The organism is Raineya orbicola (assembly GCF_002843425.1).
Classification (GTDB): domain Bacteria; phylum Bacteroidota; class Bacteroidia; order Cytophagales; family Thermonemataceae; genus Raineya; species Raineya orbicola.
Genome location: NZ_NKXO01000003.1, coordinates 20,622 through 44,490 on the forward strand (window position 1 = coordinate 20,622; position 23,869 = coordinate 44,490).

The window sequence follows — 23,869 nt, forward strand, 5'->3', positions numbered from 1 at the left end:
TATTTGAAAGCAAATTAAACAAACATTTTTACGCTTATGGCAATTCTTGGTACTCTTCTCAAAAAAGGCATCAGACTACGCAAAAGCATAGAGCAGGAAAATAAATCCCCTTTTATTTTACAGAAAAAAGAACTGCTCAAATTGCTTACTAATGCTGAAAGCACAGCTTTTGGTAGAACATATAACTTCCATAAAATTATTGATGCTATTCAGAAAAACGCCAAAAACGATAGAAAGTTTTATGAACTCTTCAAAGAGCAAGTTCCTACTTTCAATTACAACAAAATCTATAATGAATGGTGGCACAAAGCTCGTGATGGCGAAAAAGATATTTGTTGGCGAGGACAAATCAAGTATTTTGCATTAAGTTCGGGAACTTCCGAAGCCTCCAGCAAGTACATTCCTATCACCAAAGAAATGATAAAAGCCATTCGCAAAACAAGTATTCGCCAAATTCTTTCACTTGCTCACTACCCCGAACTACCCCCAAAACTTTACGAAGGAGGTATTTTGATGCTCGGTGGTAGCACTCATCTCAACTACAACGGCACTTATTTTTCAGGAGATTTGAGCGGTATTACTGCTTCAAAAATTCCTTTTTGGTTTCAACATTTCTACAAGCCGGGTAGGAAAATCGCTAAAAAAAGTAATTGGAATGAAAAATTAGATGAAATCGTCCTCAAAGCTCCTAAATGGGATATTACCATTGTGGCAGGCGTGCCTGCTTGGATACAAATCTTGTTTGAGAAAATCATTGCTTATTATGGTGTAAAAAATATACACGACATTTGGCCCAACCTAACCATTTACGTTCACGGAGGCGTAGCCTTTGAGCCTTACAAAAATAGCTTCAACAAACTATTGGGCAAACCTTTGGTGTATATGGAAACTTACTTGGCTTCAGAAGGTTTTATAGCTTATCAGGCTCGCCCACAAGGAGAGTTACAATTAGTGCTAAATAATGGCATCTTTTTGGAATTTGTGCCTTTCAACGATAAAAACTTTGACGATAATGGCGAAATGATTGAAAAACCCCAAACCTTGCTCATTGATGAGATTGAAGAAGGCAAGGAGTACGCCATTTTGCTTTCTACTTGTGCAGGAGCTTGGCGTTACCTTATTGGCGATACCGTGAAACTTGTAGATAAAAAACATTCTGAAATTGTCATCACGGGCAGAACCAAACATTTTTTAAGTCTTTGCGGCGAACATCTTTCCGTAGATAATATGAACAAAGCTATTGAAAGTGTTGCTGATGAAATGGGCTTCCCCCTAAAAGAATTCACCGTAGCAGGTGTAAAATACGATACCCTTTTTGCTCACCGCTGGTATATTGGCATTGATGAACCTATCAACAGCGAAGAACTGAAAATCCGATTAGATAACAAACTCTGCGAACTCAATGATGACTACAAAGTAGAACGTAGTGCCGCCCTTAAAGAAATATTTGTACATACACTCCCCACACACGTATTTTACGATTGGATGCGTTCCAAAGGTAAAGAAGGCGGACAAACTAAATTCCCACGCGTATTGAAAGGTAAAATTTTAGAAGATTGGGAAAACTTCATCAAACAAAAAGGCTTTGTCAGCGTTTAATATATCAAATAAAAACTTGAATATTTGCTCTCATAGGTGAGTTTGTTTTTTATTGCTAAATTATTTACGTGCTTATTATGGAACATAAAGTTTGTATAATTGGTGCAGGTTCAAGTGGCATTGTTGCCTGCAAAGTTTTGCAAGAAAACAACATACCTTTTGATTGTTACGAAAAAGGCTCGGGCATTGGTGGAAATTGGCGATATATGAACGACAACGGAATGTCATCTTCTTATCGTTCTTTGCACATCAATACTTCCAAAAAGGTAATGGCTTATTCCGATTTCCCTATGCCCGAAGATTATCCCGACTATCCAAGCCATTACCAGATTATGGAGTATTTTGAAAGCTATGTGAATCATTTTGGTTTTAGGGATAAAATTCGCTTCAAAACAGGTGTTGAACGAGTAGAAAAGTTATCTGATGGCTCATACGAAGTAACTTTGGATAATGGCGAAAAAAAAATCTATACTGCGGTAATGGTTGCGAGTGGGCATCATTGGAAACCTCGCTATCCAAATTTTGAAGGCGAATTTAATGGTCTGATTTTACATTCTCACGATTACAAAACTCCTGATATTTTTCAGGGGCATAAAAATGTAGTAGTGGTCGGTTTTGGCAATTCGGCGGTGGATATAGCTTGCGAGGCGGCTCGTACCAGCACAGGCAAAGTGATTATTTCCACCCGAAGCGGAGCCTATGTTTTGCCTAAATACATTCTCGGAAAGCCTTTTGATACGCTCAACAAATACAGCGTAGAGTGGTTACCGATGTGGTTTAAGCGAGGGTTACTTTCTTTTTGCCTGTGGGTAGCTCGTGGTAAGCAAGAAAATTACGGCATTCCCAAACCCAAACGCCCCCTACTTTCCGAACACCCTACTATTTCGCAAGATTTATTTTCACTTGCAGGACACGGCAAAGTGCATATCAAGCCCAACATTCAAAAGCTCGCAGGAGATACCATTATTTTTGAAGACGGCTCACAAGAAAAAGCAGATGTGCTCATTTACGCCACAGGCTATAAAATTGCTTTTCCGTTTTTTGATAAAAACTTTTTGAACGCCGAAGAAACCAATGAGGTTTCACTTTACAAGCACGTCATTCACCCCGAACATAAGAATCTCTTTTTCATTGGTTTGGTACAACCACTTGGAGCAATTATGCCTCTTGCCGAAGTGCAATCAGAATGGGTTGCAAGAATTTTGAAAGGCAAAAGCAAACTACCCTCAAAAGAAGCTATGCTGGCTGATATTGAAAGCTACAAAGGAAAACTTCGCAAACGCTACAAAACCTCGCCTCGCCACACTATTCAAGTAGATTTCTACCCTTACAAAAATATGATTAAACGTTTATAGATAAAAAAGCCCTTATGAAATAGGGCTTTTTTATGCTTTCTCATAGCTTATCAGAAGTAATAATCCGTTTTTTTACCTTCTTTGGTATCTTTTTCTAATTTCTTAATAGAGCCTTTTTTATCAATCTGATAAAACTCTTTGAGTTCGTTGTTGTCGTAATCTTTGCCTGTAATGCTAATTTGCAAATCTTTACTCATTACGAAACGCTTATTGTAATCTTGTGAAAACAGATTAGCCACCTCTAATTCATCAATAATATCTCCGTTAGGGGCATAAGTGGTAAGGGTGAAATCTACTCGTCTGAAAAAAGTGTTGTTAGTTTCATAATCATAGCCTTCATAGCCAAAATCAGCAGTAGCATAGATTACAGCGGCAAAGTCCTTATTTTCTGCAATTTTAGCAACATAAAAGCCTTTCAATTCACGAGGGATACGACTAAATTCCGCCTCACGAATACGAGGAGCAAACTTAGTAAATCTCTCATCAATTTGCCTTACCTTTTTCCAATCAGGCTCTTTTTGCATTTTAAGAAAGCTCATTGTTCTTTCATCAACTACAAAAGGGTATTTAGCCATAGGAAACCCCTTCAAAAATTCTTTCAAACTCTCTGAATACTCTGTGGGTTTTCCCAAATCGTTTTTAGCTTCCCAAGCCACTGCTCCCATCAAAGGAGGAACATTTTTTCCTGTACTTTCTGCTACTTTTTTTTGGTTTGCAATAAGCACTAAACCTCCCATCGCCACCAAAAACGCAATAAACAAACGTGGATTTTTCATAAAAATAAATTTTACATACCTAACAAATGTAGGCAATTTCTGTGCAAAAACCAAAAAATTGAAACGAAAAATTATGCAATGTAAAATTTTATTTTTCAAATTTCCCAAAAAATTATTTCTTTGGGTAAAACACAAGATTTTTTTGCATCTTTTGATGTATTGTAATCAAAACAATTAGTATCCTATTGCTGTATCATCACGGCGATAGTCAGCGGCTCCTTCCCATTTACCATTAGGTAGCTTTCGGATACCATTCACTTTCCCGATGATGCTACGAGTTTGAAACTTGTAGCCCAATTTTTCAAGCTCCTGAATAAGTGTAGCTTTGAAACCATCTTTTTCCAAATATACCTCATCAGGTTGCCACTGATGATGAAAACGAGGCTGATTGATAGCCTCTTGCAAAGACATACCAAATTCTACTACATTCAAAAAGACTTGAAGCACCGAAGTAGGAATTGTTGTACCACCGGGCGTACCCAAAGCAAAGAGAAACTTACCATTTTTTTCTACTATGGTAGGGGTCATAGAACTTAACATTCGTTTTTGAGGAGCTATTGCGTTTGCCTTTCCACCCACAGCCCCGTACATATTAGGCACGCCTGCCTTAATGCTAAAATCGTCCATTTCGTTATTCAAAAAAAAGCCTGCTCCTTTTACCATCACTTTGGAGCCAAAAGCTCCGTTAAGCGTTGTAGTTACACAAACTACATTCCCCCACTTATCGGCTATGGTGTAGTGTGTAGTTTCCTCACTTTCAGGAATATTTCCTGCGGTAATATTTTCAGATTTTCCTGCCTTTTCAAAGCTAAAATCTTTCATTCGGCTTTGCAAATACTTTTTGTCTAAAAGTTTTTGGACAGGCACTTTGTAAAAATCAGGGTCGGCGATATGTGTAGCACGGTCGGCATAAAAGCGGCGTTCAGCTTCTATGATTACTTGCATAGTACGTTTATCACGAAATCCCCAACGAGCCAAAGGGTATTTTTCTATCATTGCCAAAATTTGTAAAAGTCCTATACCTCCTGATGAAGGGGGAGGCATTGTGATAATTTTATGCCCTTTGTAATAACCAATTAGTGGCTTTCGCCAAACTGCTTGATAGTTTTTCAAGTCTTCGTAAGTGATAATGCCTTTTTTAGAAGGGTCTGCGGGGCTTTGCATTTCGGCTACAATCAAATCAGCAGTAATTCCTTCATAAAAACCTGCTCTACCATAATCCCTAATCCGTTCCAAAGTTTTAGCAAGCTCTATGTGGCGTATAGTATCTCCTGCTTTCCAAAGTTTGCCTTCGGGTTTTACAATATGTGTAGGCGTATGTGTATTGATACGCAAAAAAGCCTCTCGGTAATCGTTTAGTTGATTTGCCTCGTGTTGGGTAAGCACTACCCCCCTGTAAGCCAAATCAATCGCAGGCTGAACAAGGTCTTTGAAAGGCAAACTACCATATTTCTGATGTACTTTTATCATTCCATCAACGGTGCCTGGTACTCCCACCGCCAAATGTCCGTCAAGACTCAAACGCTCAATAACATTTCCCTTTTCATCTAAATACATCTTTTCTTGAGCTTTGAGCGGAGCTTTTTCACGATAATCCAATACATCATATTCCCCTTTGGCAGTGCGAGCCACCATAAAACCACCACCCCCAAGATTTCCTGCAATCGGATAACATACCGCCAAAGCAAATTCTGTGGCAACCATAGCATCAAAAGCATTTCCTCCTTTTTTGAGTATCTCCACGCCTATTCGCGAAGCATCAGGATAGGCACTAGTTACCATACCATTTTCTGCGATAACTGACTGCTTTTGAGCCTGTAAAAAAATAGGAAAAGCCGCAAAAAAACTCAATGAAACGAATTTCAAACAAAACTTGAACATAGATTTTATCAGAACCTTTTTTGGCAAGTTAGTTTTTTTTTGTAAGTTTGTAAAATGTAAGTGTAAAATTTGACTGCAATGCGAAAAGATATAGAATTTCCAACCGTTGAAGGAGTACAAATTGCCATTGCTCGTAAAAAAAACGGAAGTCAGGAATACGAGTGGTTTGCGTATCTTATCAATACCAATGAAACCGATTTGCAAAATGTTATTATCACGTGCAGAGGCTATGGCGAAATAAATGGAGAAAAACGCAATACCTCTACCATTCGTTATTATTTTGAGGTAGTTCCTGCTATTAGTCATTGCCTTATTGAACCTATCTCTCCCGAAGTATTTGCCCTAAATAGTGAATATTGGATTAGCTATTACATTGACAACCAAATTTTTGACAAACAATTTGTTTTCGCACCCGAGCATATTACCGAAGCTAATTACAAGTACATCAAACAAATTGATTTAGAAGGGATTTTGCAGTAAAAAATTACTTTTGGGCTACTACCACTCTATTTTTATCTGCAAAATCTTTCAGAATTTGCACTTTCTGCAAATCATAACCTTCAAATAAGTTTTTTACTTCAATTCCAAAAGCCTCATTGATTTCTACGTATAGAAAACCACCCTTCACGAGATTATTTTGGGCAATTTGAGCTATTTTTTCATAAAAAAGCAAAGGCTTTTCATTCGGAACAAAAAGAGCTTGATGAGGCTCATAGGCTAAAATATTTTTTTGCATTTGTGTTTGTTCGTTTTCACAAATATATGGCGGATTGCTTACAATTAAATCCCATTCTTGCATAGTTTGCCACGATAAAACATTAAGAGTTTGAAAGTGGATATTTGCTTTGTTTTTCAAAGAGTTTTGAGTTGCTAAACTGATAGCAGTATCCGAAACATCAATAGCCGTAACCTTGGCTTGTGGAAACGCCTTTGCCAAAGCAATTGCAATACAGCCACTTCCTGTACCAATATCTAAAATTTGCTTGAAATCGTACTTTTTGTGTTTTTGAATGAGATTTTGCACCCATTCCTCCGTTTCAGGGCGAGGTATTAGCACCGTAGGATTAACTTTTAACTTTGAGCCTAAAAAATCTACTTCCCCTACCACATATTGCCAAGGTTCTTGGGCGATAATTCTTTGTAAATCGTTTTCTAAAAGTTCTTGCTGTTCTTGGGTGAAGGTAAATGCTGTATTCAGCAAAATTTGTGTTTTATTGAGTTGGGTAACTTTTTCTAAAAGGATAGAAGCTAAAAAATCGGCTTCTGATGCAGAAAAGTGAGCTAAAAGTTTTTCTTTTGTTTCAAGAAATATTTTTTTGACTGACATAATTTTGCCATTTTTCTAAAACTGCCTGAAAATCAGCAGGTAAAGGACTTTCAAAAAACATTTCTTTGCGTGTAGTGGGGTGCAGAAAACCTAAACTTTGTGCGTGCAAAGCCTGACGAGGCATCAGTTCAAAACAATTCTCTACAAATTGCTTATATTTTTGTGTAAGCAAACCTTTCAAGATTTTATCGCCTCCATAAGCACTATCAGCAAAAAGCGGATGCCCAATGGATTTCAGATGCACACGTATTTGGTGCGTTCTGCCTGTTTCCAAATTGCATTTGAGCAAACTGACATAGCCAAAAGATTGTACTACCTCGTAATGCGTAATAGCTTTTTTGGCAGTTGGCTCATCAGCCTCAAAAACGTCCATAATTTTTCTGTCTCGCTTGCTTCTGCCAATGTAGCTATCAATTGTGCCTTTGAGGTGCTTGGGTTCGCCCCAAACCAAAGCCAAATAAGTACGCTGAATGGTATGGTCAAAAAACTGCTTGGCAAGATAGCTTAAAGATTTTTCATTTTTAGCAACCACCAGAAGCCCCGAAGTATCTTTATCAATTCTATGCACCAAACCCGGGCGAATTTCATTGCCTTCGGTGTGAGGCAGGTGCTGAAAGTGATACAAAAGGGCATTGACAAGCGTTCCGTTCCAGTTGCCAAAGGCAGGATGTACAACCATTCCTGCGGGTTTGTTGATAATTATCAAATCCTCATCTTCGTATTCAATTTGCAGAGGGATATTTTCGGGTAAAATTTCCTCGTTGCGAGGCGGTTTGGGTAAATGAACGGTAATTGTATCTTGTGGCTTTACTTTATAGTTGGCTTTGGTGATTTTGCCATTTACTTGAACAAGCCCCGCTTCTATAGCATTTTGCACTCTACTGCGAGTAATGCCTTCTAACCTATTTGCTAAAAATTTATCAATTCTAATCAAACTCTGCCCTTTATCAGCCGTAATACGAAAATGCTCATAAAGTTCAGTGCTATCATCTTCTTCTAAAAACTCTTCATTGGCATAATTTTGCCCCGATATTTTTTGTATCTTGCTCATTTTATACACTTTTTCTTGTCTCTTGTCTCTTGTCTCTTGTCTCTTGTCTCTTGTCTCTTGTCTCTTGTCTCTTGTCTCTTGTCTCTTGTCTCTTGTCTCTTGTCTCAACTCACAACACATTCATAGATTGCTCTTTGATTTTTTCCAGCTCTTCTTTCATCAGCACTACCCATCGCTGAATGATAGCATCATTTGCTTTTGAGCCAATGGTATTGATTTCTCTACCCATTTCTTGCGAAACAAAGTTGATTTTCTTGCCATTGGAATTTTTATCAGAAAGAACTTCTCGCAAATAATCAATATGCTTTTGCAGACGCACTTTCTCTTCGGAAATATCTAAACGTTCTGCATAAAAAATCATTTCTTGCTCCAAACGATTTTTATCAAAGTTTTCATCGCCAAGAACTTCCTGCAAACGACCCTGAATTTTTTGTTTGATGTATTCTAAACGATTTCGGTCTTGCTTTTCAATTTCTTGCAAGTAATTTTCAATATTTTGAGCATATTCCAAAAGTTTATCCCGAATAATAGCTCCTTCGTGCAGTCTGAATTCTTTGCAACGCTCCAAAGTTTGTAAGAGAACTTCTTTTATCAAATACCACTCCTCTTCACTTAAAGTCTGCAAATTACTTTGTTGATTTTTTTCAGCCATTTGCACAGCTATCTGAAAAATATCTTGCGAAGTAACCTTCAATCTTTCAGCTATTTCAAGTAATTTTTGATAGTAAAGCGTGATAGTGTTTTCATCAATGATAGCCACTTGAAATAAAGAAGGTTTTTGAAAATTGATAGTGAGATTTACTTTTCCCCTCTCTACATATTCCTGCAATAAGGCTCTCATTTCTAATTCTTTTTCATTGAGTTCTTTGGGCATACGCAAAGAAACATCTAAAAACTTGCTATTCAGCGTTTTAATTTCTATTTCTACGATATAGCCATTTTTTTCGGTTTGGGCTTTTCCATAGCCCGTCATAGATTGTAGCATAATGAAGAATTACCTTTCTAACATTTTTAACATCAGAAAATATAAAGAATAAAGAACGCAAAAATAAACAGAATAATTTAATTCGGAAATTTTTATCTTTGCAAGCAATATTAGATTTTATATGGCTACAGGCAGAACCATTAGTGCAAGCTTTTTAACAGAATTAGATAAGAAAGTAATTGAACTTTGCGAGAGCATTGCTGAAGCAATAAGCCATAGTATCCCGAGCAAGGATTTACAAAAAGACTTCCAAAAGCAATTCGGTAAAATTTCTTATACTCGCGACGGTGGTTTGGGTTTAGGTGGCGGAAAATTGCAACGCGATGCTATTTGTGTAAGAGGCAGGCAAGGAAAAGCCCCTTTTTCCAATCGTAATTTACGTTGGCATCCGCTTGTAGTAGCCCAAGAACCTATATCTTTTGCCAAAGAAATTGAAAAAATTGAAATTGAAGGTACAGATGAAAGCCAAGTTTTAGTTTTTTACATCAAGGAAAACGGCAAATTAAAAGCATATCCCGCCGATAAAGTTCACGAACTGCCCGAAAGATATGTTGCTTTGCCCAAGCACTGGCAACCTCACATTGAAAAACTAAAAAATTGGAATGATACACTCTGGACGCAAAATTCCTGTGTCATTCCCGCCTTTGAGTGTTGCAAATGGCAAGACAGCATAGAAACTTATGCAGTTTTAGGAATTGCGGTAGCAGTAGATTTTTATGGTGTTGATTTTGAAAAAATTTATGAAAAAATCTTTACTATTCTGCAAAATCAAATCATTTATTCTGATATTTCTCTACCTTCCAATCTTTTCCCTACGCAAAAAGAAGAGTTTGTAAATTGTCCTGTTTGCCTGTGTTCTATTTCCGATCAACCTGCTAACTTTGCTGAAAGAGAAAGACCCGCTACTTGGCAACCCGAGTGGCGACCTTCTAAAAAAAATGAAGGCGAGGACGCAAGTATTCAAGTAATGCACGTCAATCCTTTGATTGATAAAGAAATCAGGCATACTGCTAAAAATGTTCGCTATGGTCATCGTTGGTGCAATATCGCTATGACCGACCACTCGCTCGAAGAAACACTGGATTTTATGGAATTTATCGTGAAAGCACATAAACGCATCTAATAATGGATTTATTTGTAACCGCCGAAATCAACAAACCTAAAAAACTGATTTACAAGCAAAACCTTTTCCCCATCAATAATCTGAAAATAATTTTCAGAGAAATTCGTGATTATTTTGCAGGCAACGTAACGGGCATCACCCGAGACGAAAAAATTGCTCAAAACATTATGCGTCTGCTTTTCTGTAAAATTTATGATGAAAAAAACACCCAAGATGAGCAATTAGTAAATTTTGCCAATCGCCCTAATGAAACCTTGCAAGAATTTGAAAAACGTATTTTTGCACTTTTTGAAAAAGTTAAAAATCAATATGCCGATATTTTTGAAATAGATGAAGAGATTGAAATTCAGGCGGCGGATTTATCTTTCATCATTTCAAAAATGGAAAATTATTCTATTCTGAATGCCGACCGCGATATTATTGCCGATGCTTTTGAGGAACTCATAAGCACATCATTTCGCGGCGGTGAAGGACAATTTTTTACGCCTCGCAATGTAGTGCAAATGATGATTGATGTACTGCAACCCGCTTCAGGCGAGCGAATTATTGACCCTGCCTGCGGTTCAGGGGGATTTATCGCTCATATCTTGCAATACCTTATCAAAAATAAAGCCTCAAACTACTATATTTCGGGCATTGATAAAGATTTGTTTTTGTCTAAATTAGCAAAAATTTACTTGACAATTTTAGGCGAAAGCGAATATCACATCTTCTGTGAAAATAGTCTTGAAAATCCTGCGAACTGGAAACCTGAAACTCAAGCCCAAATTCAATTAGGTACATTTGATTTGATTTTGGCAAATCCGCCTTTCGGTGCAAAAATTCCTGTAATCGGCAAGAATTTACTGAAACAATATGAATTAGGACATTTTTGGGTAGAAAATAATAATCTGAACGGCATTACTTCAAACAAAGCTCGTTGGATTTTAACCAAAGATTTGAGAGAAAAACAACCGCCTCAAATTTTATTTATTGAGCGAATTATACAACTTTTGAAAGAAGGTGGTAGAGCAGGCATTGTACTGCCCGAGGGTGTTTTTGGCAATCCATCAGACCGCTATATTTGGGAATATGTAAAGCAATATTGTTCTATTTTAGGCATTGTTTCGCTTTCGCAAGAAACCTTTCAACCGAGTACGCATACTAAAACAAGCGTAGTTTTTTTAGAGAAAAAGCCCAATAATCGCAGTCAGGTTTTTATGGCAATTGCTAAAAATGTAGGACACGACAAAAACGGAAAACCCACTTTCAAGTTCAACAAAGACGGTACTTATATTCTTGACAACAACGGTAATAAAATTCTTGATGACGACACCCCCGAAATTGCTCAAAATTTTATCAAATTTCTGAAAGGAAATTTAGAAGAAGAAAGTACTTTGGGCTTTTTCGTTTCTGTGGAAGAAACGGACAACCATATTTACATTCCCGAAGTCTATAAACCCGAAGTTAAACAAAGACTTGCAGAAATCAAAAAAAGCGGTTTGTATGATTTAGTGAAAATAGGTGATTTGGTAGAAAAAGGTATTTTGCAAATCAAACGTGGCAATGAAATAGGCTCAAAATATTATGGAACAGGCGATGTGCCTTTTGTACGAACAACAGATATTGTAAATTGGGAAATTAAAATCAATCCCGTAAAATCTGTTTCGGAAGAGATTTATCAGCAATACAAAAAACAGCAAGACGTAAGAGAAAATGATATTTTGTTTGTTAATGACGGCACATTTTTGATTGGCAGATGTGCCATAGTAACAGAGAACGATACGAAATGTATCATTCAAAGCCATTTGCGAAAAATCCGTGTCTTAAAACCTGATGAACTCAATCCATTTTATTTGTTTTATCTACTCAATTCTAACATTGTTCAAAAACAAATAGAAATGCTTACGTTTGTGCAAGCAACACTTTCTACTTTGGGGAATAGAATTATGGATCTAGAGCTACCTATCCACAAAAATAAAAAAGAAACAGAAAAAATCGCTAACGAAATAGAGATGATTATCCAACTAAAAAAGCAACTAAAACAACAAGCAAGAAAAATAATAGAAGATAGCTTGTAAAAAATGCCTTTATCAGTTTTTTTACAATTTTTCCATTAAAACCTGAAATAAATAAACGGATTATAGCTTCTGCCTACTAGCATCGCTATTGAAATTATCAGCAAAATAAACTGAAAAGAATGCACAATCACCCAAGTATAAAGTTGTGGTCTGTATTTCATTTTCAGTGCAAACCACCTTGCTACCCACGTGTATATGGGTGTGCATAAAAACAAAGCCAAGACAAACCAAAAGACATTTTCTTGTAGCTTGAACGTAAGCTCGAAGTTCCAAAGCGGATTGGGCGTAAAGCCAAATAAAATTTTGAGAAAATACACAAGTTTTTGAAAATCTGTAAAATAAAATAATGCCCAACCTAAAATAGCTACAAAAATCAAGTACAAATGAGCAAATATCGCAGGAATTTTTTCTAAAATTTTCCCCAAAAAAAGTCTTTCCAAAGCTATTAGCAAACCAAAATACAAACCCCAAAGCACAAAGTTCCAACTTGCTCCGTGCCAAAGCCCTGTAAGTCCCCAAACAATGAAAAGATTACGATAAAAAAATCTTTTATTCCCTCCTAGTGGAATATACACGTAATCACGGAAAAAACTCCCCAAAGAAATATGCCACCTACGCCAAAATTCGGTTGCCGATTTAGAAATATAAGGATATTTGAAATTTTCGTAATAATGAAAGCCATACATTCGCCCCAAACCGATTGCCATATCCGAATAACCCGAAAAATCAAAATAAATTTGTAAAGAGTACAAAATAATGCCAAACCAAGCCTCCCCAACAGAAATTTCTGCAAGGTTGCCATCTAAATAATTTTTAGCTATCTCGGCGGCAATATTAGCAATGGCTACCTTTTTGAAAAGACCTATGCAAAACCTGTGTATGCCCGCTCCCATATCTATCCAATTAAATTTGCGATTTTCTATTTCGTGAGCAATGTGAGCGTAACGTACAATAGGACCCGCTACAAGCTGATGATACATACTCACAAACATCAAAAATTTCAAAAATGATTTTTGAGCCTTCACTTCGCCTCTATACACATCAATCGTGTAGGAAATTGTCTGGAAGGTATAAAAAGAAATCCCTATGGGTAAATCTATTTTTGGGACGGGTAAATTTAACCCCAAAAGGGCATTGATATTTTCGGCTAAAAAGCCACTATATTTGAAGGCTATCAATAAACCCAAATTGATAACCAAAGAGGAAACTACACCCCAACGTGCTTTCTTCTTAGAAACAGAAAGATATTTCCCTACCCACAAACCATTGAGATAATCTACCAAAGCAGAAAAAAATAGTAAAATCACCCATACAGGTTCGCCCCAAGCATAAAAAATAAACGAAGAAAGTGTCAGGACAACATTCTGATAGGTTTTATTACTCCAAGCATAATACAGAAGTAAATTAATGGGTAAGAAATAGCATAAAAAAATCAAACTCGCAAAAACCATTCTACATCAGCATTTAGAAACCAACAGCAGAGAGCCTCAAAAAATTCAGCTTTTCAACTTTGCAAAAGTAGGCTTATTTTATATTTTTTCAAAAAACATTGAATTTTATTTGTTTATTTAAAGCGAAAAAGTTAAATTTGCGGGCTGAATTTTGAACCCTTAAAAAACCTATTTAGTATGTACGCTATTGTAGAAATCGCTGGTCAGCAATTCAAAGTTCAGGAAAATCGCTACATCTATACGCATCGTTTAGAGGGCGAACCTGACGCTGCCGTGACCTTTGACAAAGTGTTGCTCGTAGAAAACGAAGGCAACGTAACCGTAGGAGCTCCCACGATAGCAGGAGCAACCGTGCAAGGAAAAATCCTTGAACACCTAAAAGGCGATAAAGTGATAGTTTTCAAAAAGAAACGTAGAAAAGGCTATCGCAGAAAGAATGGACACAGACAACATCTCACCAAAATAATGATTGAGAAAATCGCTGTGTAAAAATTAACATTCGCTTAAAAAAAATCTAATTTTTTTTTGAAAAATCCAAAACATTTACTAATATGGCACACAAAAAAGGAGTTGGTAGTTCCAAAAACGGAAGAGAATCCGAAAGTAAACGCTTGGGTGTGAAAATTTTCGGTGGAGAAAAGTGTATTGCAGGAAATATCATTGTAAGACAACGTGGAACAAAACATCACCCTGGAAGAAATGTAGGTATAGGCAAAGACCATACCTTGTATGCTCTCATTGATGGTATAGTGATGTTCCAGAAAGGTAAAAACGATAGGTCTTTTGTACACGTCGTTCCCGTGGGCGAAGCCTAAAACATTCAAAGAAAAGTTTTCATAGTTATAGTGGTTTAAAAGACTTCACCTCTGGTGGAGTTTTTTCCTTTTGTAAAGCAATAATCATACCAAATTTTTATGATAAAACCCAAATTTTTACTTTTTCTCGTAGCTATCATTGCTTTGGCTCTGATTGTGTTTGTGGTTGTTTCAGAGCAAAATGATACACAAGCCTATATTCAAAAGATTGAAATAGAAAGAGAACAACGCAATCAGACTTTCAAAATCTCTGCCGAATCACCCATAGCCAAAAGAGACAGCTTTCAAGGCTTGCAATACTTCCCTCCTAATCCTGATTGGCGTATCAAAGCTCGTGTAGAGTACATCAAAAAAGGCAAACCTGTTGCTATTGCAATGACCAAAAGCGACCCCGAACCTTATTTGCCTTATGCTTATGCTTATTTTAGTTATCAGGGCAAGGAATACAAACTAATGCTCTTGCATAAAACAGGCGATAAATTTTTATTTTTACCCTTTTATGATGCCTCTAACGGCAAAGAAACTTACAAAGGAGGAAGATACATCAACAATGTAGCTTTTCCGAAAGGTGAACAAATTGTTTTGGATTTTAATTATGCTACCAACCCCTACTGTGTCTATAACCCCGATTACACCTGTCCTATTCCACCCAAAGAAAACAAACTGGATTTTCCTATTTTGGCAGGTGAGAAAATGTATCAACCGCCTTCTGATAAATCTCCATAAGTTTCTGGTATGAAATTTCAGGGGTATAACTCGCTAAATAAGTCTTACGAGCATTTTCATACCAAAGCGGATTAGCATTTTTTTCAAAAAAAGCTATCTTTTCGGCTAAATCCTGACTGCTACCTGTTTGGAAATGTATCCCATTCCACTGATGAGTTACTAACTCATTCAAATTGTCAATATCTGAAATAATCACAGGCGTACCCGTAGAAAAGGCTTCTATGAGCGTAAGAGGCAAGTTCTCGTAGCAAATAGATGGTAAAATCAGGGCTTTTGCTTTTTTCATTTTAGCAAGAACAAAGTCTTGATTTTGCTTTCCGTGAAAAATAATTTTAGGATTATTTTGAGCCTGCTCCCTAACAAGGTTTTCCATTTCACCGCTACCAATAATCTCTAATGCAAAATCGTGCAAGCGAGTAGCTTCCATAAGCGTTTGAACGCCTTTTTCAACAGAAAGTCTGCCTACAAATAAAAAATAACTTTCCCTATCCTCCATACTCGCCTCTCCTCTATCTTCTACAAAATTAGGCTTGACACTGATTTGATTTTCTTGTAAATGCAACGCAGATGCCAAAAACTTGCGTTTGGCAAACTCTGTAATCGTGATATAATGCGAAACAAGGTTTTTCCAAGTACCTAAAACTTTATGAATAGTGCTTAAAAATGTAAGCTGTGCAGTTATGAAGCGATTTTCATAACAAGCATAGCGAATACCTGCAAGTGGAAAAGTTTTTTTTACACAAAGTTCACAAGGTTGGTTTTGGCGTAAAAGCAAAGCATTCGCACAAAGCAAACGAAAATTATGCAAGGTTTGTACCACAGGAATATTGTAGCGTTTGGCAACATAATAAACCGCAGGTGAAGCCTCTTTCCAAAAGTTATGAATATGCAAAATTTGTGGCTGAAAATCTTTGATTTTTTGAGCGAGTATTTTAGCAGAATATGGGTTGTAAAGACTTGTAAAGCTGGTTCGGATTTTTTCAGAAAAAGTTTGTAGTTTCTGATTTTGAAAAACAAGCGTTTCTACTTCGTGCCCTTTCTGCAAAAGTAAGTCTCTTTCAGATTCAAATACTCCATCTTCTCCACCTCTTTGAGTGTAATAATTGTGTAAAAGCAAAATTTTCATAAAGTACAAAAGCAAGCTCAAATATAACAAAAATGGCTAACGTAATTTCCGTTAGCCATTGATGATTTACAGAAAAACTGATTATTTTTTCTTGGCAGTCGCTTTGGCTTCCTTGGCGGCTTCTTGTTCTGCCTGACGCAAAGCACGTGTAACTTCTACCGATACAATAGGATTTGTAGGGCTGTTCAAGATTTTGTAAGGCTTTTCGCTTAAATCTTGCACCTTAAATGATTTGCCCACTTCCAATGGAGTAATATCAACTTCTACAAACTCAGGCATATCCTTGGGAAGAGCCTTGATAGTGAGTTTGCGTAATTTTTGTACCAATCTACCCCCTTTTTGCACCCCTACGGAGTTTCCAACAAGTTTCACAGGAATTTGCATAGTAATAGGGCGGTCATCACGCAACAAAAGGAAATCAGCGTGTAAAAGCATTTCGTTGGTAGGGTGAAATTGAGCTTCTTGCAAAATTGCATCATACTCATCTCCTTCAATATTGAGCTTTACAAAAGCCGCATCAGGCTTATAGATAAGCTCTCTGAATAAGCTCATAGGAGCATAGAAATGAATTTGCTCTTTGCCACCATACAATACGCAAGGTGCATTTCCTTCGGCTCTTAGTGCTTTTGATGCAGTTTTTCCGAGATTTGCTCTTTTATACCCTATAATCTCGACTACTTTCATAAAATTTTTGGTTTATTGGTTTAAGTGAAAAATGGGTTGCAAAGTACGGAAAAATAAATTGTAAAAACAAGGAAAATTCTTACATTTTTGCATTTGGTCTGCCAAAAATGTAAATCCACACTTCTTTGAGGCTTTTTGCTTTACGAACATCTTTGGCAATAGCAATAAGTTCGTGCGTGATAATACTGAAAATACTATTTCTTTTAGGCGGATTTTTGGTTAAGCCATAAACAGGTTTTTCTTTTTCCTCCTCAAAAGTACCAAAAAGTCTATCCCAAATAATAAAAATTGCTCCGTAGTTTTTATCAATGTATTGGGCATTGGAGGCGTGATGTACCCGATGGTGTGCAGGCGTATTGAAAATGAATTCAAACCAACGAGGCATCTTGTGGATAATTTCCGTGTGAATGTACATTTGATAGTAAAAGCTAATTTCATCAACAAGCACAATCATAATGGGGTCAAAGCCGAGCAAGGCAAGCGGCGACCAAAATACAAAGCGATAGAAAAAATGCAAAAAATTTCCTCTAATCGCTGTTGATGTATTCAAAATTTCAGAAGAATGATGAGCTACGTGCATAGCCCAAAAAAAACGACTTTCGTGAGAAATTCTGTGATACCAGTAAAAAATCAAATCGTTGAGTAAAAATAAAATCAAAATGCTCCACCAAGTATTCGGAATATCCGTGATTTTCCAAAACGATTGCACCCAATAGAAAAATACAAGAGTTGTTCCCTTGATAAAAACTTTCACAAAAGAAGTCAGCCCGCCCAAAGCTAAATTTACTGCTGTATCTTTGGTTTCAAAGAGCTTTAAGTTTTTACGTAGGCTAATGATTAGCTCTACTGCTAAAAGCGAAATAAAAGCCACCGTAGCAATAGCCTGAGCCGTAGATTGTGGCGAAGCGAAAATCTTATGAAACAAATCTTGAAGGTTCATAGTAAAAAAATTTTTTGCAAAAGTAAATTTTTTAGTCCCGAAAAGCAAATGCTCCTAACACTAATTCTGTGTAGTTATTCAAGAAATTAGGTGTCTTGAACAAACGCAAGCACACCCAATTTATAAACCTAAATCGCATTTATTACCACCCCCCGCCCAAAGCCCTATAAATATTTACCTTAGCAAGTAGCTGGCGAAGTTTGATTTCGGTCAGTTCCATTTTTACATTCAGAGCTTCGCGTTGCGTAAGCAGTACCTCCATATAATCGGCACGTGCGTATTTGTATAGCTCGCTTGAAATATCTACCGACTTACTCAAAATTTCGGCTTCTTTGCTTTTGGTTTGGTAACTCTGTGAATAGTTTTTCACTGCCGCCCATTGTGTTTGCACTTCCAAATACGCCACAAGCACTCTTTGCTGATACCTGTACAATGTTTGTGCTTGCCTATGATGTGCCGAATAGTAATTCGCCTGCAAGGCATTTCTGTTGATAATTGGAGCTACCATATCACCCATTAGCGAAAAAATAAGCGACTCGGGATTGAAAAGCAAATGAGGTTGAAATGCCTGCACACCTGCAAAGCCATTCAAGCGAAAAGCAGGATTGAAAGCGGCTCGGGCAGAAGCAATATCCAGTTTTGCCGCCTGCAATTCCCATTCTGCCTGACGTATATCAGGACGATTGCGAAATAATTGGCTTGGTATCCCTAATCGTAAAGAATCTACACCAACACTATGAAAAGCATCCGAATTACGGCGAATTTCCTTCGGAAAGCCCCCCGTAAGCAAATGCAAGCGATTTTCGGTTTCAGTGATTTTTTGTTTGATTTCGTATTGTAAATTGGTAGTATTGAGCAATTGAGCCTCAAACCGATTGACCGCCAATTGCGATACCTTTGCCGAGTTTTTTTCTTGCTTGATTATCTCCAAAGCATTTCGCTGAATTTCAATGTTTTGTTTTACAATTTCCAATAAATTATCCAAAGCCAAAAGTTCGTAATATGAGCTGGCTATTTCGGCAACAAGTTGTGTTATAAAGAAATTTTTACCTTCTTTGCTTGCCATATAACGAGCTACGGCGGCTTTTTTGGCATTGCGAAGGCGTTTCCAAACGTCCAACTCCCAAGAAGCACTAAAACCTACCACAAAATCACTAAACACTTTCGGAAAGGCTTTACCCGGTTCTATTTCGGTGCTTTCTTCCAAAGCTCCAAAACGTGTAAATCTACCTACTCTATCAGCTCCTGCACCGCCGTTGAGCGTTACGAAGGGCAAGTATTCGCCTCGCCTCGCCCTGATTTCATTTTGGCTAATAGCAATTTCTTGTTCCAAAATGTTCATTTCTTGGTTGTTTTGCAAGGCTGTATCTATCAGAGCTATAAGGTTCGGGTCTTGGAAATAATCTTTCCAAGAAATTTTTGCCAAAGAATTGGTATCTGTGCTACTTGCAAATTGTTTAGGCAAATCTTGCGAGCGAGTTTTTACGGCGTATTGGGGGGCTTTACAAGCAGTCCCTAAAGCCACGAGTAAAAATATGATGAAAATTTTATTCAATGCTTCCATTGCTTTGTTCTTTAACTTTTTTGCTGAATAATTTTTTGAATTTGAGCAAAACCGATTTTTTCTGCACCTTATTCTCCATAAAATCTTCGGTGAGCGGGTTTTCGTCCTCATCTTTGATGAGTTTTTTGCCGTCTGCCATTTTACCAAAAATGTAATACAAGCCGGGTATAATCAGTACTCCGATAATGGTACCCAAAAGCATACCCCCCATTGCCGAAGAGCCAATGGTTCGGTTACCTACTGCTCCTGCTCCTGTGGCTCGCACTAAGGGAATCAGTCCTGCAATAAAGGCAAAGGAAGTCATCAGGATAGGGCGGAAACGCACTTTTGCCCCTTCAATGGCTGCCTCTAAAATACTTGCCCCTTCTTGGCGTTTTTGCACGGCAAACTCTACTATCAGCACGGCGTTTTTGCCCAACAAGCCTACCAGCATTATCAAACCGATTTGGGCATAAATATCATTTGCCAAACCCATCATTTTCAGCATTGCAAAAGAACCAAATACGCCCACAGGCAAGGAAAACACCACCGCCAAGGGAATGATAAAACTCTCGTATTGCGAAGCAAGTACCAAATACACAAAGACCAGCACAATCACGAAAACATAAATCGCCTCATTGCCTCGCCTTGCTTCATCATACGAAAGTCCCTCCCAAGCAATATCATAGCCCTGCGGCAAAGTTTCTTGGGCTACCTCCTGAATAGCCTTGATTGCCTCGCCTGTGGTATAACCCGGTGCCGGAACGCCCCGAATTGCCGAAGAAGTATAAAGATTGAAGCGGGTGATTTCGTTGGGTCCTTGTGTCTTGACTAATTTCATAAACGAAGAGTAAGGCACCATATCGCCTTTGTCGTTTTTGATGAAAAGGTTGGTCAAATCCGAAGGAATTTTGCGGTACTCGGGTGAGGCTTGCGTATAAACCTTGAAAAAGTTTTGGAAACGTGTAAAACCTTGCTCGTAGGTGCTACCAATCAGGATATTGAGATTTTCCATTGCCTTGCCAATAGAAATACCTTTTTGCATCGCTTGGGCATTGTCTATCACGAGTTCGTACTGCGGATAATTGGCGGCGTAGAAAGTGAAAAGCCCCGTGAGTTCTTTTCTTTTGCTCAAAGCCTCCATAAATTCTTTATTGACTTTGTCAAATTCTTGGTAATCAATTTCGGTGCTTTTGTCTAGAAGTCTTAAAGAGAACCCATCTGATGAGCCATAACCGGGCACAGCAGGCGGTTCAAAAAATTCTACCACTGCTCCCAAGTTTTGAACTTTTTCCTCCAATTCTTCAATAATTTCGTGTACTGATTGCTTACGCTCCGACCAGTCTTTGAGGTTTATCAGACACGTACCTGCATTTGAGCCACGTCCTTCGGTCAAGATTTCGTAGCCTGCCAGCGAAGTAACCGACTGAATGCCCTCAACTTCTTCGGCGATTTTTTGAAGTTGGCGAGAAATCTCATTGGTTCGCTCCAAAGTAGAACCCGGAGGCGTTTGGATAATGGCATAAATCATTCCTTGGTCTTCGTTGGGAATAAAACCTGCGGGCAAAGTCTGATTGACAGCGAAAATACCAAAACCAAAAGCCGCCAAAATGCCAAAGGTAAGCAAGCGTCTATTCACAATAAAGCCTAAAAGTTTTGTGTATTTGCCCGTGAGGCGTTCAAAATTCCGATTGAACCAATCTAAAAAGATTTGCACAGGGCTTCGGCGGTGCGAATGAGGGTTGTGCGGTTTCAAAATTATTGCACAAAGTACGGGTGTAAGCGTAAGGGCTATCAGACCCGATAGCAAAATAGAACTTGCCATCGTGATAGAAAATTGCCTGTAAAACATTCCGACCGGTCCTGTCATAAAGGTAATAGGCACAAAGACTGCCGTCATCACGAGCGTAATGGCGATAATTGCCCCGCCAATTTCTCCCAAAACCTTCTTAACCGCCTGATAAGGGTTGAGATGCTCTTCTGCCATTTTGGTATGTACAGCTTCTACCACCACAATCGCATCATCTACCACAATACCAATAGCCAGCACGAGAGCAAAAAGTGTAATGAGGTTGATAGTAAGCCCCAAAAACTTCATAAAAATAAACGCCCCCACCAAAGAAATAGGCACAGCAATAATCGGAATGAGGGTAGAACGGAAATCGCCCAAGAATAAAAATACCACTAATGCTACCAAGACAAAAGCCTCCACCAGTGTATGCACAACTTGCTCAATAGATGCATCAAGAAATTTAGATACATCGTAGTTTATTTCGTAGTGCATACCGGGCGGGAAGTCTTTTTGGAGTTCCTCCAATTTTACTTTTACGTGTTCAATAAGCTCGCTGGCATTGGTACCAAAGTTTTGTTTGAGGACGATAGATGCCGAAGGGTAGCCATCTTTGTTGGAATAAATATCAAAAAATTGGCTCCCTAATTCTACTTTCGCCACATCTTTTAAGCGAAGTACTTCGCCTTCGGCATTGGCACGAACAATGATGTTGCCGTATTCTTCGGGCTTGTTGAAACGCCCTTTATACACAAGCACATATTCCAAAGATTGTACTTCTTTACCCGAACTCAGCCCTAATCGTCCTGGACGTCCGATGACACTTTGCTCATTGATAGCTTCCATTACTTCTTCAGTAGAAACCTTGTAGGCTCGCATTCGGTCGGGTTTGAGCCAAATACGCATCGCATAATTGCGAGAACCCAAAATTTGAGCCCTGCCCATACCCTTGATGCGTTGCAGTTCGGGAATGATATGGACGTTGGCGTAGTTGTAGAGAAATTTTTCGTCAGCGTTTTTGTCGGTGCTGTACAAATTCACGTACATCAGCATACTAGGCTGAATGGGTGAAATAATAATTCCTTCACGTTGTACCAATGGTGGCAAGTTGTTGATGACTTGGTCAACGCGTGTCTTTACGTTCACAACGGCGGCATTGGGGTCGGTGCCGGGTTCAAAAACAACTTGAATAGTGGCTTCACCTGCACTAGTGGCATCAGAGATGATATATTGCATACCTTGCACCCCATTGATGGCTCTTTCCAAAGGAATAAGCGTAGTATTCACAAGCACATCGGCACTAGCACCAGGGTATGCCATAAATACCATTACACGAGGAGGGGCTATTTCGGGAAATTGCGAAACAGGAATGCTTTTCATAGAAATAAGCCCTAAAAATACGATGACAAGCGAAATAGCAATCGCTAATACGGGTCTTTGAATAAATTTAGAGAACATAGTTTTCAAGATTTGAGCTTATTCGGCGTGGATATGTTTCATTTCGTTCATCACCTCATCAAAACTTTGGAATTTCGTTTTGATGTGTTGTCCGTCTTTGACCTTACGCAAACCTTCAATCAATACTCTATCGCCTTCTTGCAAGCCACTGGCTATGGCAAAAGCGTGGGGCATTTCTTCGGCTACTTTTATTTCACGAGCGTGTATGGTATTGGTTTTATCTACCACATATACAAATTTTTTCTCCAAAATCTCAAAAGTAGCTTTCTGAGGAATAAGCAAGGCATTTTGGAGTTTTACAGGCATCAGGATATTACCTGTTTCGCCGTGCCGAAGGAGGCTATTGGGGTTGAGAAAAGTTGCCCGAAAGGCGATATTACCCGTTTCGTTGTTGAAATCGGCTTCTATGGTTTCTACAAAGCCTTTGAGCGGGTAAGTTCTGTTATTAGCCAGAATAAGTTGAACGGAGTCTAATTGATTATTTTTCTTTTGCAGGGTAAAATCCAAATATTCAGCTTCGGGTACATTAAAATATACCCACATTCGGCTGTTATCGGAAAGAGTGGTAAGCAATTCGCCTTCGTCAAGCAAACTACCCAAACGTACCATAAAACGCCCCACGTAGCCATCAAAGGGAGCTCGGATTTCTGTAAAACCTAAATGGGTAGTTGCAAGTGCCAATTCGGCTTTGGCTTTATCGTATTTGGCTTTGGCGAGTGCAAGCTCATTAGCCGAAACAATATTTTTATCGGCGAGATTTTGTGTGTTTTTGAGTTCTATTTCAGCAAAATTTGCTTCTGCCATAGCTTTTTGGGCTTCTGCTTGATACACCATTGGCATTATTTGGAAAAGCAGTTGCCCTTTACGTACAAATTTACCTTCATCTACAAAAATATTTTGCAGGTAACCTTTTTCTAATGCACGCAATTCTATATGCTGAATAGAGCGAATTTGGCAGACATACTCTTTGAATATAGTAGTATCTTTCTTAACTACCTTGCTTACCAAAAAGGTAGGTTCTTCTTTTTTGTGATGTGCCTCGTGATGACAGGCGGTTTGCACCATTGCCAAAGCAAGCAAAGTGCAAAAAATTACAATATTTTTCATATTTTTTACGAATTTAGGGTTGTGAAAAGGAATAAAAGGAAGCATAAGAGGCTAGTCTTATGGAATACGACAA

General features: G+C 38.2%; 20 protein-coding genes. 8 read left to right on the forward strand and 12 right to left on the reverse strand.

What is annotated here, in order from left to right; translation table 11 throughout:
* Nucleotides 1–36 precede the first annotated feature (36 nt).
* Together Rain11_RS01140 and Rain11_RS01145 are read left to right on the forward strand one after the other, a co-directional pair.
* Nucleotides 37–1,599, forward strand: a complete 1,563-nt coding sequence (locus Rain11_RS01140; protein ID WP_101357496.1) for a GH3 family domain-containing protein — start codon at nt 37–39, stop codon at nt 1,597–1,599.
* Nucleotides 1,600–1,676: 77 nt separating this feature from the next.
* The gene (locus Rain11_RS01145) at nt 1,677–2,954 is read left to right on the forward strand and encodes an NAD(P)-binding domain-containing protein (protein ID WP_101357497.1); all 1,278 of its coding nucleotides are present in this window, start codon (nt 1,677–1,679) and stop codon (nt 2,952–2,954) included.
* A 50-nt stretch (nt 2,955–3,004) separates the two neighbouring features.
* Here Rain11_RS01145 and Rain11_RS01150 read toward each other — a convergent pair whose 3' ends face one another.
* Complete coding sequence (locus Rain11_RS01150; RefSeq protein ID WP_133121457.1) at nt 3,005–3,730, reverse strand: hypothetical protein; 726 nt, start codon at nt 3,728–3,730, stop codon at nt 3,005–3,007.
* Between the two features lie 174 nt (nt 3,731–3,904).
* Nucleotides 3,905–5,611, reverse strand: coding sequence for a gamma-glutamyltransferase (gene ggt / locus Rain11_RS01155; protein ID WP_101357499.1), 1,707 nt, complete (start codon nt 5,609–5,611; stop codon nt 3,905–3,907).
* A gap of 78 nt (nt 5,612–5,689) precedes the next feature.
* Here ggt and Rain11_RS01160 point away from each other — a divergent pair, with 78 nt between their 5' ends.
* On the forward strand, nt 5,690–6,091 hold the full coding sequence (locus Rain11_RS01160; protein WP_101357500.1) for a hypothetical protein: 402 nt from the start codon (nt 5,690–5,692) through the stop codon (nt 6,089–6,091).
* Between the two features lie 4 nt (nt 6,092–6,095).
* On the opposite strand, the gene prmC is transcribed toward Rain11_RS01160, so the two are convergent.
* The 3 genes from prmC to Rain11_RS01175 form a co-directional block, all read right to left on the reverse strand.
* The gene (prmC, locus tag Rain11_RS01165; RefSeq protein ID WP_101357501.1) at nt 6,096–6,938 is read right to left on the reverse strand and encodes a peptide chain release factor N(5)-glutamine methyltransferase; all 843 of its coding nucleotides are present in this window, start codon (nt 6,936–6,938) and stop codon (nt 6,096–6,098) included.
* Nucleotides 6,913–7,989: an RluA family pseudouridine synthase gene (locus Rain11_RS01170; protein ID WP_101357562.1), complete on the reverse strand. Its 1,077-nt coding sequence runs from the start codon at nt 7,987–7,989 to the stop codon at nt 6,913–6,915. The genes prmC and Rain11_RS01170 overlap by 26 nt, the downstream gene beginning before the upstream one ends.
* A gap of 109 nt (nt 7,990–8,098) precedes the next feature.
* Nucleotides 8,099–8,974 carry a YicC family protein gene (locus Rain11_RS01175; RefSeq protein ID WP_101357502.1) on the reverse strand — a complete coding sequence of 292 codons (876 nt, stop codon included), beginning with the start codon at nt 8,972–8,974 and terminating at the stop codon, nt 8,099–8,101.
* A gap of 121 nt (nt 8,975–9,095) precedes the next feature.
* Here Rain11_RS01175 and Rain11_RS01180 point away from each other — a divergent pair, with 121 nt between their 5' ends.
* Together Rain11_RS01180 and Rain11_RS01185 are read left to right on the forward strand one after the other, a co-directional pair.
* Nucleotides 9,096–10,097 (forward strand): hypothetical protein, encoded by a 1,002-nt coding sequence (locus Rain11_RS01180; RefSeq protein ID WP_101357503.1) that lies wholly within the window; start codon nt 9,096–9,098, stop codon nt 10,095–10,097.
* A 2-nt stretch (nt 10,098–10,099) separates the two neighbouring features.
* The gene (locus tag Rain11_RS01185) at nt 10,100–12,157 is read left to right on the forward strand and encodes an N-6 DNA methylase (RefSeq protein WP_101357504.1); all 2,058 of its coding nucleotides are present in this window, start codon (nt 10,100–10,102) and stop codon (nt 12,155–12,157) included.
* A gap of 35 nt (nt 12,158–12,192) precedes the next feature.
* On the opposite strand, the gene Rain11_RS01190 is transcribed toward Rain11_RS01185, so the two are convergent.
* A complete protein-coding gene (locus tag Rain11_RS01190; RefSeq protein WP_101357505.1) occupies nt 12,193–13,608 on the reverse strand; it encodes an MBOAT family O-acyltransferase in 1,416 nt (471 codons plus the stop codon).
* A 177-nt stretch (nt 13,609–13,785) separates the two neighbouring features.
* On the opposite strand from Rain11_RS01190, the gene rplU reads away from it, so the two are divergent.
* The 3 genes from rplU (at nt 13,786) to Rain11_RS01205 (ending at nt 15,149) form a co-directional block, all read left to right on the forward strand.
* Complete coding sequence (gene rplU / locus Rain11_RS01195) at nt 13,786–14,097, forward strand: 50S ribosomal protein L21 (RefSeq protein ID WP_101357506.1); 312 nt, start codon at nt 13,786–13,788, stop codon at nt 14,095–14,097.
* Nucleotides 14,098–14,159: 62 nt separating this feature from the next.
* A complete protein-coding gene (rpmA, locus tag Rain11_RS01200) occupies nt 14,160–14,423 on the forward strand; it encodes a 50S ribosomal protein L27 (protein ID WP_101357507.1) in 264 nt (87 codons plus the stop codon).
* 99 nt (nt 14,424–14,522) lie between these two features.
* The gene (locus tag Rain11_RS01205) at nt 14,523–15,149 is read left to right on the forward strand and encodes a DUF1684 domain-containing protein (protein WP_101357508.1); all 627 of its coding nucleotides are present in this window, start codon (nt 14,523–14,525) and stop codon (nt 15,147–15,149) included.
* On the opposite strand, the gene Rain11_RS01210 is transcribed toward Rain11_RS01205, so the two are convergent.
* The 6 genes from Rain11_RS01210 to Rain11_RS01235 form a co-directional block, all read right to left on the reverse strand.
* Nucleotides 15,097–16,275, reverse strand: coding sequence for a glycosyltransferase family 4 protein (locus tag Rain11_RS01210; protein ID WP_133121458.1), 1,179 nt, complete (start codon nt 16,273–16,275; stop codon nt 15,097–15,099). The genes Rain11_RS01205 and Rain11_RS01210 overlap by 53 nt on opposite strands.
* A gap of 81 nt (nt 16,276–16,356) precedes the next feature.
* On the reverse strand, nt 16,357–16,959 hold the full coding sequence (locus tag Rain11_RS01215; protein WP_101357510.1) for a 50S ribosomal protein L25/general stress protein Ctc: 603 nt from the start codon (nt 16,957–16,959) through the stop codon (nt 16,357–16,359).
* A gap of 79 nt (nt 16,960–17,038) precedes the next feature.
* On the reverse strand, nt 17,039–17,899 hold the full coding sequence (locus Rain11_RS01220) for a sterol desaturase family protein (protein WP_101357511.1): 861 nt from the start codon (nt 17,897–17,899) through the stop codon (nt 17,039–17,041).
* A 142-nt stretch (nt 17,900–18,041) separates the two neighbouring features.
* Nucleotides 18,042–19,463, reverse strand: coding sequence for a TolC family protein (locus Rain11_RS01225; protein ID WP_101357512.1), 1,422 nt, complete (start codon nt 19,461–19,463; stop codon nt 18,042–18,044).
* The gene (locus Rain11_RS01230; protein ID WP_101357513.1) at nt 19,447–22,689 is read right to left on the reverse strand and encodes an efflux RND transporter permease subunit; all 3,243 of its coding nucleotides are present in this window, start codon (nt 22,687–22,689) and stop codon (nt 19,447–19,449) included. Before Rain11_RS01230 ends, Rain11_RS01225 begins: the two co-directional genes overlap by 17 nt.
* An 18-nt stretch (nt 22,690–22,707) precedes the next feature.
* Entirely contained in the window at nt 22,708–23,796 is a 1,089-nt protein-coding gene (locus Rain11_RS01235; RefSeq protein ID WP_101357563.1) for an efflux RND transporter periplasmic adaptor subunit, read from the reverse strand.
* Nucleotides 23,797–23,869 lie beyond the last annotated feature (73 nt).

What these genes read in the sequence shown, in the direction of transcription:
- Rain11_RS01140 (WP_101357496.1), top strand. Translation starts at nt 37, where the DNA reads ATGGCAATTCTTGGTACTCTTCTCAAAAAAGGCATCAGACTACGCAAA.
- Rain11_RS01145 (WP_101357497.1), top strand. Translation starts at nt 1,677, where the DNA reads ATGGAACATAAAGTTTGTATAATTGGTGCAGGTTCAAGTGGCATTGTT.
- Rain11_RS01150 (WP_133121457.1), bottom strand. Translation starts at nt 3,730, where the DNA reads ATGAAAAATCCACGTTTGTTTATTGCGTTTTTGGTGGCGATGGGAGGT.
- ggt (WP_101357499.1), bottom strand. Translation starts at nt 5,611, where the DNA reads ATGTTCAAGTTTTGTTTGAAATTCGTTTCATTGAGTTTTTTTGCGGCT.
- Rain11_RS01160 (WP_101357500.1), top strand. Translation starts at nt 5,690, where the DNA reads ATGCGAAAAGATATAGAATTTCCAACCGTTGAAGGAGTACAAATTGCC.
- prmC (WP_101357501.1), bottom strand. Translation starts at nt 6,938, where the DNA reads ATGTCAGTCAAAAAAATATTTCTTGAAACAAAAGAAAAACTTTTAGCT.
- Rain11_RS01170 (WP_101357562.1), bottom strand. Translation starts at nt 7,989, where the DNA reads ATGAGCAAGATACAAAAAATATCGGGGCAAAATTATGCCAATGAAGAG.
- Rain11_RS01175 (WP_101357502.1), bottom strand. Translation starts at nt 8,974, where the DNA reads ATGCTACAATCTATGACGGGCTATGGAAAAGCCCAAACCGAAAAAAAT.
- Rain11_RS01180 (WP_101357503.1), top strand. Translation starts at nt 9,096, where the DNA reads ATGGCTACAGGCAGAACCATTAGTGCAAGCTTTTTAACAGAATTAGAT.
- Rain11_RS01185 (WP_101357504.1), top strand. Translation starts at nt 10,100, where the DNA reads ATGGATTTATTTGTAACCGCCGAAATCAACAAACCTAAAAAACTGATT.
- Rain11_RS01190 (WP_101357505.1), bottom strand. Translation starts at nt 13,608, where the DNA reads ATGGTTTTTGCGAGTTTGATTTTTTTATGCTATTTCTTACCCATTAAT.
- rplU (WP_101357506.1), top strand. Translation starts at nt 13,786, where the DNA reads ATGTACGCTATTGTAGAAATCGCTGGTCAGCAATTCAAAGTTCAGGAA.
- rpmA (WP_101357507.1), top strand. Translation starts at nt 14,160, where the DNA reads ATGGCACACAAAAAAGGAGTTGGTAGTTCCAAAAACGGAAGAGAATCC.
- Rain11_RS01205 (WP_101357508.1), top strand. Translation starts at nt 14,523, where the DNA reads ATGATAAAACCCAAATTTTTACTTTTTCTCGTAGCTATCATTGCTTTG.
- Rain11_RS01210 (WP_133121458.1), bottom strand. Translation starts at nt 16,275, where the DNA reads ATGAAAATTTTGCTTTTACACAATTATTACACTCAAAGAGGTGGAGAA.
- Rain11_RS01215 (WP_101357510.1), bottom strand. Translation starts at nt 16,959, where the DNA reads ATGAAAGTAGTCGAGATTATAGGGTATAAAAGAGCAAATCTCGGAAAA.
- Rain11_RS01220 (WP_101357511.1), bottom strand. Translation starts at nt 17,899, where the DNA reads ATGAACCTTCAAGATTTGTTTCATAAGATTTTCGCTTCGCCACAATCT.
- Rain11_RS01225 (WP_101357512.1), bottom strand. Translation starts at nt 19,463, where the DNA reads ATGGAAGCATTGAATAAAATTTTCATCATATTTTTACTCGTGGCTTTA.
- Rain11_RS01230 (WP_101357513.1), bottom strand. Translation starts at nt 22,689, where the DNA reads ATGTTCTCTAAATTTATTCAAAGACCCGTATTAGCGATTGCTATTTCG.
- Rain11_RS01235 (WP_101357563.1), bottom strand. Translation starts at nt 23,796, where the DNA reads ATGAAAAATATTGTAATTTTTTGCACTTTGCTTGCTTTGGCAATGGTG.